11 protein-coding genes and 1 riboswitch are annotated in these 12,592 nt (G+C 71.9%); of the genes, 2 read left to right on the top strand and 9 right to left on the bottom strand.

Going from position 1 to position 12,592, the window contains the following annotated elements; translation table 11 throughout:
• Positions 1 to 25: 25 nt before the first annotated feature.
• The 5 genes from trpS to ACGF3J_RS05375 form a co-directional block, all read right to left on the bottom strand.
• Positions 26 to 1,039: a tryptophan--tRNA ligase gene (trpS, locus tag ACGF3J_RS05395; RefSeq protein ID WP_161329034.1), complete on the bottom strand. Its 1,014-nt coding sequence runs from the start codon at positions 1,037 to 1,039 to the stop codon at positions 26 to 28.
• 126 nt (positions 1,040 to 1,165) lie between these two features.
• Positions 1,166 to 2,611, bottom strand: coding sequence for a glycine hydroxymethyltransferase (locus ACGF3J_RS05390; protein WP_161329035.1), 1,446 nt, complete (start codon positions 2,609 to 2,611; stop codon positions 1,166 to 1,168).
• A 29-nt stretch (positions 2,612 to 2,640) separates the two neighbouring features.
• Positions 2,641 to 2,727, bottom strand: a riboswitch (ZMP/ZTP riboswitch).
• A gap of 107 nt (positions 2,728 to 2,834) precedes the next feature.
• Entirely contained in the window at positions 2,835 to 4,019 is a 1,185-nt protein-coding gene (locus ACGF3J_RS05385; RefSeq protein ID WP_161329036.1) for a glutathionylspermidine synthase family protein, read from the bottom strand.
• Positions 4,020 to 4,023: 4 nt separating this feature from the next.
• Positions 4,024 to 4,371 carry a hypothetical protein gene (locus tag ACGF3J_RS05380; RefSeq protein WP_114530095.1) on the bottom strand — a complete coding sequence of 116 codons (348 nt, stop codon included), beginning with the start codon at positions 4,369 to 4,371 and terminating at the stop codon, positions 4,024 to 4,026.
• Positions 4,372 to 4,449: 78 nt separating this feature from the next.
• Positions 4,450 to 5,838 (bottom strand): PLP-dependent aminotransferase family protein, encoded by a 1,389-nt coding sequence (locus ACGF3J_RS05375; protein WP_393853510.1) that lies wholly within the window; start codon positions 5,836 to 5,838, stop codon positions 4,450 to 4,452.
• Between the two features lie 47 nt (positions 5,839 to 5,885).
• Between ACGF3J_RS05375 and ACGF3J_RS05370 the strand changes: the two genes are divergently transcribed.
• Complete coding sequence (locus tag ACGF3J_RS05370) at positions 5,886 to 6,398, top strand: carboxymuconolactone decarboxylase family protein (protein WP_161327427.1); 513 nt, start codon at positions 5,886 to 5,888, stop codon at positions 6,396 to 6,398.
• Complete coding sequence (locus ACGF3J_RS05365) at positions 6,395 to 6,841, top strand: carboxymuconolactone decarboxylase family protein (protein WP_161327428.1); 447 nt, start codon at positions 6,395 to 6,397, stop codon at positions 6,839 to 6,841. The genes ACGF3J_RS05370 and ACGF3J_RS05365 overlap by 4 nt, the downstream gene beginning before the upstream one ends.
• Before the next feature lie 125 nt (positions 6,842 to 6,966).
• Here ACGF3J_RS05365 and ACGF3J_RS05360 read toward each other — a convergent pair whose 3' ends face one another.
• The 4 genes from ACGF3J_RS05360 to ACGF3J_RS05345 are packed head-to-tail and all read right to left on the bottom strand — an operon-like array spanning position 6,967 to position 12,563.
• Positions 6,967 to 7,923 (bottom strand): ABC transporter substrate-binding protein, encoded by a 957-nt coding sequence (locus tag ACGF3J_RS05360; protein WP_161327429.1) that lies wholly within the window; start codon positions 7,921 to 7,923, stop codon positions 6,967 to 6,969.
• 1 nt (position 7,924) lies between these two features.
• The gene (locus tag ACGF3J_RS05355) at positions 7,925 to 9,871 is read right to left on the bottom strand and encodes a proline/glycine betaine ABC transporter permease (RefSeq protein ID WP_161327430.1); all 1,947 of its coding nucleotides are present in this window, start codon (positions 9,869 to 9,871) and stop codon (positions 7,925 to 7,927) included.
• Positions 9,871 to 11,034: a glycine betaine/L-proline ABC transporter ATP-binding protein gene (locus ACGF3J_RS05350; protein ID WP_161327431.1), complete on the bottom strand. Its 1,164-nt coding sequence runs from the start codon at positions 11,032 to 11,034 to the stop codon at positions 9,871 to 9,873. The genes ACGF3J_RS05355 and ACGF3J_RS05350 overlap by 1 nt, the downstream gene beginning before the upstream one ends.
• On the bottom strand, positions 11,031 to 12,563 hold the full coding sequence (locus ACGF3J_RS05345; RefSeq protein WP_161327432.1) for a GMC family oxidoreductase: 1,533 nt from the start codon (positions 12,561 to 12,563) through the stop codon (positions 11,031 to 11,033). The genes ACGF3J_RS05350 and ACGF3J_RS05345 overlap by 4 nt, the downstream gene beginning before the upstream one ends.
• Positions 12,564 to 12,592 lie beyond the last annotated feature (29 nt).

Here is a 12,592-nt window from a genome sequence, read left to right as displayed (position 1 = left end):
ACCGGGGCCGGGGGTGGCCCGGGGGTCAGTGCTTGGCGGGCAGGAAGCCCATCATGTCGTACGTCCGCGAGAGGGTCTCGGCGGCGACGGCGCGGGCCTTCTCGGCGCCCTTGGCCAGGATCGAGTCCAGCGTCTCCGGGTCGTCCAGGTACTGCTGGGTGCGCTCCCGGAAGGGGGTGACGAACTCGACCATGACGTCGGCGAGGTCCGTCTTGAGCGCGCCGTAGCCCTTGCCGACGTACTTCTCCTCCAGCTCGGCGATCTCCGTGCCGGTGAGCACCGAGTAGATCGAGAGGAGGTTGCTGACGCCCGGCTTGTGCTCGCGGTCGAAGCGGATCACGGTGTCCGTGTCGGTGACCGCGCTCTTCACCTTCTTCGCGGTGGCCTTGGGCTCGTCCAGGAGGTTGATCAGGCCCTTCGGCGTGGACGCCGACTTGCTCATCTTGATCGACGGGTCCTGGAGATCGTAGATCTTCGCCGTCTCCTTGAGGATGTACGGGGAGGGCACGGTGAACGCCTCGCCGAAACGGCCGTTGAAGCGCTCGGCCAGGTCGCGGGTCAGCTCGATGTGCTGGCGCTGGTCCTCGCCGACCGGGACCTCGTTGGCCTGGTAGAGCAGGATGTCCGCGACCTGGAGGATCGGGTACGTGAACAGGCCGACGGAGGCGCGGTCGGCGCCCTGCTTGGCGGACTTGTCCTTGAACTGGGTCATGCGGCCGGCCTCGCCGAAGCCGGTGAGACAGTTCATGATCCAGGCGAGCTGGGCGTGCTCGGGGACGTGGCTCTGCACGAAGAGCGTGCAGCGGTCCGGGTCCAGGCCGGCCGCCAGGAGCTGGGCGGCGGCCAGCCGGGTGTTGGCCCGCAGTTCCTTCGGGTCCTGCGGGACCGTGATCGCGTGCAGGTCGACGACCATGTAGAACGCGTCGTGGGTCTCCTGGAGGGCCACCCACTGGCGGACGGCGCCGAGGTAGTTGCCGAGGTGGAACGAGCCTGCGGTGGGCTGGATTCCGGAGAGCACGCGGGGGTGGTCTGTCGCCATGTTTTTCATTGTCTCAGAGGGAGCGGGGGGTTCTGTGCGTGGGGAACTGCGCGCCGTGTGTGGCTGGTCGCGCCCACGCGGCGGCAGCCGCACATCGACACGGCCCCGCGCCCCTGAAGGGGCGCTTCAGCCCAGGTCGATCTCCGGGTACAGCGGGAAGCCCGCCACCAGGTCCGTGGCCCTCTGGGCGATCTCCTCCGCGACCTTCTCGTCCAGGACGTGCGAGGCCTTCGACGGGGCGCCCGACTTCGTCGTGCCCTGTTCCGTCGTCGTCAGGACGCGGTCGATCAGGCCCGCGACCTCGTCCATCTCCGCCGTGCCGAGGCCGCGGGTGGTGAGGGCCGGGGTGCCGATGCGGATGCCGGAGGTGTACCAGGCGCCGTTCGGGTCGGACGGGATGGCGTTGCGGTTGGTGACGATGCCGGAGTCGAGGAGGGCGGCCTCGGCCTGGCGGCCGGTGAGGCCGTAGGAGGACGCCACGTCGATCAGGTTGAGGTGGTTGTCCGTGCCGCCGGTGACCAGGGTGGCGCCGCGCCGCATCAGGCCCTCGGCGAGGGCGCGGGCGTTGTCGACGATGCGCTGGGCGTAGTCCTGGAACGCGGGCTGCCTGGCCTCGGCGAGGGCGACGGCCTTGGCGGCCATGACGTGCGGGAGCGGGCCGCCGAGGACCATCGGGCAGCCGCGGTCGACCTGGTCCTTGAGGGAGTCGTCGCACAGGACCATGCCGCCGCGCGGGCCGCGCAGCGACTTGTGGGTGGTGGTCGTCACGATCTGGGCGTGCGGGACCGGGTCGAAGTCGCCGGTGAGGACCTTGCCCGCGACGAGACCGGCGAAGTGCGCCATGTCGACCATGAGGGTCGCGCCGACCTCGTCGGCGATCTCGCGCATGATCCGGAAGTTCACCAGCCGGGGGTAGGCCGAGTAGCCCGCGACGATGATCAGCGGCTTGAACTCGCGGGCGGAGGCGCGCAGGGCCTCGTAGTCGATGAGGCCGGTGGCCGGGTCGGTGCCGTAGGAGCGCTGGTCGAACATCTTGCCGGAGATGTTCGGACGGAAGCCGTGGGTGAGGTGGCCGCCGGCGTCCAGGGACATGCCGAGCATCCGCTGGTTGCCGAAGGCCTGGCGCAGCTCGGCCCAGTCCGCGTCGGTCAGGTCGTTGACCTGGCGGACGCCCGTCTTCTCCAGGAAGGGCACCTCGACGCGGGCGCCGAGGACGGCCCAGAAGGCGACCAGGTTGGCGTCGATGCCGGAGTGCGGCTGGACGTAGGCGTGCCGGGCGCCGAAGAGTTCGCGGGCGTGCTCGGCGGCGAGGGACTCGACGGTGTCGACGTTGCGGCAGCCGGCGTAGAAGCGGCGGCCGATGGTGCCCTCGGCGTACTTGTCGCTGAACCAGTTGCCCATCGCGAGGAGCGTGGCCGGGGAGGCGTAGTTCTCCGAGGCGATCAGCTTGAGCATCTCGCGCTGGTCGGCGACCTCCTGGCCGATGGCGTCGGCGACGCGGGGCTCGACGGCGCGGATCGCTTGCAGCGCGGCTCGGTAGGCGACGGACTCGGGGGTGAGGTCTGCGGACATGGGGGCCTCCGGACGTTGGGATCAGCGTTCAGGTCGGCCCAGGCGCTCGGCACATGTCGCTCGGGCCGCTTCCCGATGGTTCATCCCATCCTTGCGCGCCAGTCACGGCCCGGGGCCAGGCTACCGGATGGCGTCTGCCGGATTGCTGTGCGTTTCGGAGTGCGGACTCGTCGTGGCTGGTCGCGCAGTTCCCCGCGCCCCTGGCAGGCCCCTACGGGGCCATCTACAAGATCACGTGGGGCAGGAAGCGGGCGTATTCGTCCGTCACCAAGCCCGACGACTCCCGGATTCCCAGGCCCGCCGACTCGTTCTCCACCACCCAGGCGCCGAGGACCACGCGGTTGCCGTCGAAGTCGGGGAGGGGGGCCAGTTCCTGGTAGCAGCAGGGCTCGTCGCGGGGGGCGGGGGCGGTGCCCGGTTCGTGGATCGTGACGCCCGCGCCCTCGCGGCCCAGGAGGGGCTTGGCGACCCAGCCGGTGGAGTGGGCCAGCTCGCGGGGGCCGTCGAGGTAGGCGGCCAGGAGGTTGGGGTGGTCCGGGTACAGCTCCCAGAGGACGGCCAGCAGGGCCTTGTTGCTGAGCAGCATCTTCCAGGCGGGCTCGATCCACAGGGTGGTGCCCGTGCCGCCGCCGTTGTCGAGGGTGTCCAGGACGTGTCCGGCGAAGCGGTCGGTGGTGAGCCACTCCCAGGGGTAGAGCTTGAAGAGGCTGCGGATGAAGCGCAGCTTGTTGTCGACGAAGCGGCCGGAGAGGCGGTCCCAGCCGATCTCCTCCATGGAGATCCAGTCGGTCTCGAGACCGGCCTGTTCGGCGGTCTCCTTGAGGTAGGCGACCGTCATCAGGTCCTCGCCGAGTTCGTCGTCCGAAGAGTGCGCGAAGTACAGGGGGTTGCCGGGCGGGAGCAGCGCGGCCTGCTTCTTCCAGGCGTCGACCAGGCGCTCGTGCAGGCTGTTCCACTGGTCGGCGCCGGGGAAGCGCTCCTCCATCCAGAACCACTGCGGGGACGCGGCCTCGACCAGGGAGGTCGGGGTGTCCGCGTTGTACTCCAGGAGCTTGGCGGGCCCGGTGCCGTCGTAGCGCAGGTCGAAGCGGGCGTAGACGGAGGGGAGTTCGGCGCGGCGGTGCCAGGCCTCGGTGACCGCCCGGACGATGCGGGGGTCGGTGATGCCCAGGTCGGCGAACCGGTCGTGGGTGACGATGTGCTCGGCGGCGGCCAGGCACATGCGGTGGAGTTCCTCGACGACCTCCTCCAGCGCCTCGACCTCCGGCAGGGAGAAGACGTAGTGGGCGCTCTCGTCCCAGTAGGGGCGCAGGGAGCCGTCGGGGTAGCGGGTCAGGGGGTAGATCAGGCCCTGTTCCTCGACGGTCTCCTGCCAGCCGGTGCGCGGGGCGATGGTGCGGCGTTCCACGCGCTCAGCCTCCGCCGCTGCCGCCCGAGCAGCCGAAGCCGCCCCGGTCCACGGCCTCGGACCGGCTGAAGGTGCCGTCGTCGGCCCAGCCGCCGCTGACGTCGGCGTCGTAGTACCAGTCGCCGTCGGCCGACTTCTTCTTCTTGCCGCCCTTGCCGTACGAGCCGCCGGACGAGCCCGACTTGCAGTTCTGGTCGGAGACGACCTTGTAGCCGTTGAGGTAGTCGTAGCTGTCGCGGTCCACACAGCGGCGGTCGGGGTCCGAGCCGCAGGCGCTCAGGGCCGCCGCGAGCATTCCCATGCCACCGAGCACCACGGTGCTCGACCGCAGCCGTCGCCGGGTCTCTGCCATTTCCTCGTCTCCCCGTTGTCCGTGCGCTTGTACGACAGTTGGGCCGGTCGAGTGTACGGCCCCCGTCGCGGGTGGACTTTACGGCAGCGCCCGGCACAGGGCGTCCAGTGCCCCCGCCCAGGCGTGGTCGGGCGGGGTGCCGTAGCCGACGACGAGGGCGTCCAGCGGGGGGACGTCGGCGTCGGGGTGCCGGAACATGGAGAGGCCGTGGACCGCGAGCCCGTGCCAGGCGGCGGCGCGGACGGTCTGCCGCTCGGTGCCGGGCGGCAGTTCGAGGACGGCGTGGAGGCCGGCGGCGATGCCGGTGACGCGGACGCCGGGGGCCCGTTCGGCTAGGGCGGCGACCAGGGCGTCGCGGCGGCGCCGGTAGCGCAGGCGGGCGGAGCGGACGTGGCGGTCGTAGTCGCCGGAGCCCAGGAACTCGGCCAGGGTCAGCTGGTCGAGGACGCCCGGGGTGCGGCCCGCCATGCCGTCCATGACCTCCTCGACGAGCGCGGGCGGCAGGACCAGCCAGCCCAGGCGCAGGGCGGGGGCGAGGGACTTGCTGGCGGTGCCGAGGTAGACGACGCGGTCGGGGTCGAGGCCCTGGAGGGCGCCGACGGGCTGGCGGTCGTAGCGGAACTCGCCGTCGTAGTCGTCCTCCAGGACCAGGCCGCCGGTGCGGCGGGCCCAGTCGATCAGCGCCGTACGGCGCTCGGGGAGCAGCGGGAGGCCGAGGGGGAACTGGTGGGAGGGGGTCAGCAGGACCGCGCCGGCGGCGGCCGGGTCGTCGGGCGGGAGGGTGCCGCGGTCGTCGAAGGACAGCGGGGGAGTTCCGCAGCCCGCTCGCCGGAGCAGCCGGCGGTGGTGGGGCAGGCCGTAGGACTCGACGGCGACCGCGTTCCCGGCCCGGCGGCGCAGCAGTTCGGCGAGGACACCGAGGCCGCCGAGGAAGCCGGCGCACACCACGATCCGGTCGGGGTCGGCGTGCACGCCCCGTGCGCGGGACAGGTATCCGGCGAGCGCCGTGCGCAGTTCCACGCGGCCGCGTGGGTCGCCGTAGCCGAGGGCCTGGTCGGGGGCGGCGGCCAGGGCGCGGCGGGCGGCCCTGAGCCACTGGGCGCGGGGGAAGGAGGCGAGTTCGGGCGTGCCGGGGACGAGGTCGTAGGCCGGGCGGCCCGGCTCGCGCGGGTGGGGTGCCGGGCGGTGTGCGGGGGTGGCGGGCGTGCGGTCGGCGACCCGGGTGCCGGAGCCCTGCCGGGCGGCCAGCCAGCCCTCGGCGATCAGGTCGGCGTAGACCTCGGCGACCGTGTTGCGGGCCACGCCCAGGTCGGCGGCGAGCGAGCGGGAGGAGGGCAGCCGGGTGCCGGGGGCCAGCCGGCCGCCGCGGACGGCCTCGCGCAGCGCTTCGGTGAGGCTCCGGCGCAGGCCGGGTCCGGAGCGGTCCAAGTGCAGGTCGACGCCGAAAGTGGCCCAGGATTTCGCCATGGGAATGGACCATACTCCTGGGCTGCCTCACTTCTAGGCTCGGTGGCATGACGACGAACGAGAACACCACGACCGCCCCCGAGGCCTTCGCCGCCGAGCACGCACCCCGGCTGGAGTGGGCGAAGCACGCCCCCGAGGTCTGGAAGGCGATGCTCCGCCTGGACAAGGCCGCCACGCAGGGGCTCGACCCGAAGCTGGGGGAGCTGGTGAAGATCCGCGCCTCCCAGCTCAACCACTGCGCCTTCTGCCTGGACATGCACACCAAGGACGCGCTGGCGGCCGGGGAGAGCGTGGAGCGGATCGTGCAGCTCGGCGCCTGGGACGAGTCGCGGCACTTCTACACGGAGAAGGAGCTGGCGGCGATCGAGCTGACCGAAGCCGTGACGGTGCTGACCGACGGCTTCGTGCCGGACGCGGTGTACGAGAAGGCCGCCGCGCACTTCGACGAGCCGGAGCTGGCACAGCTGATCGCCGCGATCACGGTGATCAACGCCTGGAACCGCTTCGGGGTGACCTGCCGGCTGACGCCGGGGCACTACACGCCGGGCCAGTACGCGTGACGACCCGTACGACCCGACTGGACGCAGGCGTCCGTTCGGCGCTGCAGGGGATGGGCGCGGCCGCCAAGCGGGGCCTCGGTGACGCCCGGCTCGCCGAGCTGGTGCAGATCCGCGCCTCGCAGCTCAACCACTGCGCCTTCTGCCTCGACATGCATCTGGGCATCGCCCGCAAGCAGGGGGTGAGCGAGCAGCAGCTGGATCTGCTCGCCGCGTGGGAGGAGGCCGGGGAGGTCTTCGACGCTCGGGAGCGGGCCGCGCTGGCGCTGACCGAGGCGGTGACGGTGCTGACCGACGGCTTCGTGCCGGACGACGTGTACGAGGAGGCCGCGCGGCACTTCGACGCCGACGGCCTGGCGCACCTGCTCGCGCTGATCGCGGCGATCAACAGCTGGAACCGGCTGATGGTCGCGCGGCGGATCCCGGTGGGGAGCACGCGGTGGTGACGACCGGCGCCGCGCGGTTCCGATCCGGGGACCGCTGAACGTGCGCGCGGCCCGGGAGTGGCGCCGAGTCCGCCGAGCTGGGCGGACTCGGGGCCACCCGGGTCACGTTCGTGACGCGGTGAGCGTCAGGACAGCCACTCCTTCCAGACGGACTCGTGGCTCTCCACCCACTTCTTCGCCGCCTCCTCGGGCCGCATCTTCTGCTCGGCGATCATCAGGGAGACCTGGTTCTGGTCCTCGGTCGTCCACTTGAACTTCTCGAGGAGGTCCGCCGCCTTGCCGCCCTTCTTCGCGAAGTCGGCGTTGAGGTACTTCTGGAGCGGGGTGACCGGGTAGGCGCAGTCGACCTTCTCCGGGTCGGCGTCGCAGCCCTCCTTGTACGGGGGCAGTTTCACCTCGGTCATCGGGACCTTCTCGAACAGCCACTGGGGGGTGTACCAGTAGCTGAGGAAGGGCTTCTGCTCCTTGGCGAACTGCTTGATCTGGGTGATCTGGGCGGCCTCGGAGCCGGCGAAGACGACCTGGTAGTCCAGGTTCAGGTTCTTCACCAGCGCCTTGTCGTTCGTGACGTAGGACGGCGAGCCGTCCATCAGCTGGCCCTTGCCGCCGCTCTCCGCGGTGCGCAGCAGGTCGGCGTACTTGTTGAGGTTCTTCCAGTCGGTGACGTCCGGGTGCTTCTTCGCGAAGTACGTCGGGACGAACCAGCCGATGTGCCCGGTGACGCCGAGGTCGCCGCCGGGGGCGATGGTCTTCTTGTCCTTGACGTACCGCTGCTCCTGCTCGGGGTGGCCCCAGTCCTCCAGGATGGCGTCGACGCGGCCCTGGCTGAGCGCGTCCCAGGCGGGGACCTCGTCGACCTGGACGGTGTCGACGCGGTAGCCCAGCTCGTGCTCCAGCAGGTACTGGGCGACGGCCACGTTGGCCTGGGCGCCGACCCAGGACTGCACGGACAGGGTGACGGTCTTGGCGCCCTGGGCGTTGGCGAACGGGGACGCCTGCTTGGTCATGTCGGCGGCGCCGCAGCCGGTGAGCAGGGTCAGCGCGGCGGCCGAGGCGACGGCCGCGGTGGTACGTACGCGCATGTCAGGCTCCCTTCGTCGCGCGGCGTCCGGTGGGCTGGGTGACCCGGTCGAGCATCAGACCGAGGCAGACGATGGCCGCGCCGGCCACCAGACCGCTCGCCAGGTCGCCCTGGGCCAGGCCGAAGACGACCTGGTAGCCGAGCGCGCCACCGCCGACCAGGCCGCCGATGATGACGACGGCGAGGACCAGGACGACGCCCTGGTTGACGGCGAGCAGCAGCGACCGGCGGGCCAGCGGGAGCTGGACCTGGCGCAGCTGCTGTCCGCTGGTGGCTCCGAGCGAGCGGGCCGCCTCCAGGGCGGCCGGGTCGACCTGGCGCAGGCCCTGGGCGGTGATGCGGACCACGGCCGGAAGGGCGTAGACGACCGCGGCGGCCACCGCGGGCGCCCGTCCCACGCCGAACAGGGCGACGACGGGGATCAGGTACACGAACTGCGGCATGGTCTGGAAGACGTCCAGAACCGGCCGCAGCAGGCGTTCGAACCGCTCGCTGCGGGCGGCGGCGATACCCGTCGCGAAGCCGAGGACCAGGGTCACGGCGACGGCCGCGAGCACCTGCGAGAGCGTGTCCAGGGACGGGTTCCACACGCCGAGCACACCGATCGCGGCCATGGCGAGGACGGCGGTGAGCGCGGTGCGCCAGGTGCCGATCAGCCACGCGAGGGCGGCCACGACGAGGAGCACCGACCACCAGGGCAGCCACTGCAGGCCGTCCCGGACCGGGTTGAGGACCCAGCTGGTGAAGTGCGCCGCCCAGTCGGCGGTGCCGCCGACGACGGGCACGCCGGAGTACAGGTGGGCGGTCATCCAGTCGACGGCCCGGTTGACGGGCTCGGCGATGTTCACCTCCCAGCCCTCGGGCCATTCCAGGAAGCCGGCGAGGCGTCCGGCGACGGCGACGGCCGCGGCGGCGGCCAGGGCGTACAGCCAGGTCAGCGGCGACCTGCCGGGCTCCCCGAGCCGCTCCTCCCCCGCCGCGCCGGTCACCCGGTCCAGGACGACGGCGAGCAGCACGATCGGGATGCCGGCCGCGAGGGCGGCGCCGACGTCGACCGAGGCGAGCGCCTGGTAGACGCGGTCGCCGAGGCCGCCGGCGCCGATGACCGATGCGATGACGGCCATGGAGAGCGCCATCATGATCGTCTGGTTGACGCCGAGCAGGAGTTCCTTGCGGGCCAGCGGGACACGGGCGGTCAGCAGCCGCTGGCGGGCGGTGGTGCCGAGGGACTCGACGGCCTCCAGGACCTCCTTGTCGGCGCCGCGCAGGCCCAGCGAGGTGAGCCGGGCCATGGGCGGGGCGGCGTAGACGACGGTGGCCAGGACGGCGGCGGGGACACCGATGCCGAAGACCAGGACGACGGGGAGGAGGTACGCGAAGGCGGGCAGCACCTGCATGGTGTCGAGCACCGGGCGCAGGACGCGGTCCATCCGGTCGGACAGGCCGGCGGCGAGACCCAGCAGGGCGCCCACGACGACCGACGCGAGGACGGCGACGACCATCAGGGCGAGGGTCTGCATGGTCGGCACCCACATGCCGAGCAGGCCGCAGGCCAGGAACGCGGCCGCGGTGCCGAGCGCCAGCTTCACGCCGGCCACGCGCCAGGCGACCAGAGCGCCGATCGCGGTGACCCCGGCCCAGCCGACGGCGAGGAGGGCGAGGTACACGGCGCGTACGGCGAGGACGACGACGTTGCTGACGTGGCCGAAGAAATAGAGGAACAGGGGGTGGCTGTCGCGGTTGTCGATGATCCAGTCGCTGGCCTTGCCGAGCGGCTCGGAGACGTCGACGGTCAGCGCGCTCGGCCAGGTGGCGCCGCCCCACTGGGTGACGGCCAGGGGGACGAGGATCGCGGCGAGCACCCCGAGGGTGAGGAGCTTGCGGACGGCGGGGTGGGTGAGGAAGCCCGGCGGGGCGGCCTTCTGGGCCTGTGCGGTGATCGTTGCCATCAGACCGGCTCCTCGCTGGTGGCGAGGGGCGGGGTGGGTTCGTCCGCTGCGTCGGCACCGTCGGCCGGGGCCGCGGTGGCCGCGCCGGCCGTGCCCGCCACCACCGACAGCAGGGATTCCGCGTCGACCACGCCCAGGCAGCGGCCGTCGGACATCACGCGGGCCGGGGAGCCGGCGCGGGCGACGGCCTCGATGGCCTCGGAGACGGTGGCCTCGGGGCGGATCGCCGGGCCGGTGCCGGCCTCGTCGGACGAGGACGCGGGGCGCATCGCCGTACGGACGGTGAGGACCTGCTCGCGCGGGACGTCGCGGACGAACTCGCGGACGTAGTCGTCGGCGGGCGAGCCGACGATCTCCTCCGGGGTGCCGAGCTGGACCACGCGGCCGTCGCGCATCAGGGCGATGCGGTCGCCGAGCTTGAGGGCTTCCTGGAGGTCGTGGGTGATGAAGACCATCGTGCGGCCCTCCTCGCGGTGCAGCCGGACGACCTCCTCCTGCATGTCCCGCCGGATCAGCGGGTCCAGGGCGCTGAACGGCTCGTCGAAGAGCAGCACCTCGGGGTCGACGGCGAGGGCGCGGGCGAGGCCGACCCGCTGGCGCTGTCCGCCGGAGAGCTGGCCGGGGCGCCGCTGCTCCAGACCCTCCAGGCCGACCTTGGCGACGATGGCGGCGGCGCGCTCGCGGCGCTCGGCGCGGGCGACGCCCTGGACCTCCAGGCCGTAGGCCACGTTGTCGAGGACCGTGCGGTGCGGGAGCAGGCCGAAGTGCTGGAAGACCATCGCGGCCCGGTGCCGGCGCAGTTCGCGCAGCCGGGACTTGTCCATGGCGCGGACGTCCTCGCCGTCGATGGCGATGGAGCCGGCGGTCGGCTCGATGAGCCGGGTCAGGCAGCGTACGAGGGTGGACTTGCCGGAGCCGGACAGGCCCATGACGACGAAGACCTCGCCCTTGCGGACGTCGAAGGAGACATCGGCCACGGCGGCCGTGCAGCCGGTGCGCGAGCGCAGCTCGGCCGGGCTCAGGGCGGCCAGTTCGGGGTCGGCGGGGACGCGGTCGGCCTTGGGTCCGAAGACCTTCCACAGCCCGTCCACGGCGAAGACGGGAGCCGCGCTCTCGTCCGTACCCGGCGGCGTACTGGCGCTGGTGCTGGTGGAGGTACTCATCGGGCGTCACCACCGATCAGCTCGACGGCGCGCTCCCCGACCATGAGGACGCCGATCATCGGGTTCACGGCGGGCATGGTCGGGAAGACGGAGGCGTCGGCGATGCGGATGCCCTGCAGGCCCCGGATGCGCAGCTCGGGGTCGACGACGGCCTGTTCGTCGGTGGCGGCACCCATCCGGCAGGTGCCCGCCGGGTGGTAGACGGTGTGGGCGACCTTGCGGGCGTACTCGCTCAGCTCCTCGTCACCGGTGACGTCCGGGCCGGGGCAGACCTCGCGCTTGAGCCAGCCGGCCAGCGGCTGCGTCTTCGCGATCTCGCGGGCGATCCTGATGCCGTCGACGAGGGTGCGGCCGTCGTAGTCGTCCTCGTCGGTGAAGTAGCGGAAGTCCAGGGCGGGCTTCACGGACGGGTCGGCGCTGGTGAGGTGGAGGCGTCCGCGGGACTTCGGCTTGGGGATGTTCGGGGTCATCGAGACGCCGAACTCCGGGCGTTCGTAGCCGAGGCGCTCCGGATTGTCCGTGAACGGGATCTGGTAGAAGTGGAACATCAGGTCGGGGCCCGCGTGTTCGGGATCGCGGCGCACGAAGAGACCGGCGTCGGAGTCCATCGCGGAGTTGTCCGGGATGGGTCCCTCGGTCTCCCAGACGATCACCGACTCGGGGTGGTCGAGCAGGTTCTCGCCGACGCCGGGCAGGTCGAGCGCCACGGGTATGCCGAGCGCTTCGAGGTCCTGGCGGGGGCCTATGCCGGAGTGCAGCAGCAGGCGCGGCGAGTCGACCGCCCCGGCGCACAGCACCACCTCGTTGCGCGCCTTGACCAGGATCTCCTCGCCGTCCTTGGTGCGGACGTGGACGCCCTCGGCGCGGGTGCCGGCCAGCTCCAGCCGGTACGCCCAGGTCTCCAGCATCAGGGTGAGGTTGGGGCGCTCGTCCATCACCGGGTGCAGGTACGCGACCGAGGCGGAGGAGCGCTTGTTGTTCTCGGGGTGGTAGGCGAGGTCGAAGAAGCCGGCGCCCTCGGTGAACGGCTTCTTGTTGAAGCCGTCGATCCGGGGGACCTCGAGCGCCTTCTGCGCGGAGTCGACGAAGTCCCGGGCGATGGCGTTCCGGTCCTTCTCGTCGACGGGGACGATGTTGTTCTTCAGCCGCGCGTAGTAGGCCTCCATCTGCACCGCGCCCCAGCCCTTGGCGCCCGCTGCCTCCCACTCGTCCCAGTCGGACGGCAGCGGCTTGAAGGCGATGAGGGTGTTGTGCGAGGAGCAGCCGCCGAGCACGCGGGCGCGGCTGTGCCGGATGTGCGAGTTGCCGCGCGGCTGCTCGGTGGTGGGGTAGTCGTAGTCGAGTTCGCCACCGAGCAGGCCCATCCAGCGGCGCAGGGTGAGTACGTCGTCGCGGCCGACGTCGCTGGGGCCGCCCTCGATGACGGCGACGGTGACGTCCGGGTTCTCGGTGAGCCGTGAGGCGATCACCGATCCCGCCGTGCCACCGCCGATGACGACGTAGTCGTAGACGTGAGTGGTATCTGGCATGGGGGTACTCCAGTGGGGCGAGCGGATGG

It is taken from the genome of Streptomyces sp. NPDC048171, from assembly GCF_043202655.1.
Lineage (GTDB): Bacteria > Actinomycetota > Actinomycetes > Streptomycetales > Streptomycetaceae > Streptomyces.
This window is presented reverse-complemented; position numbering and strand designations above follow the sequence as displayed.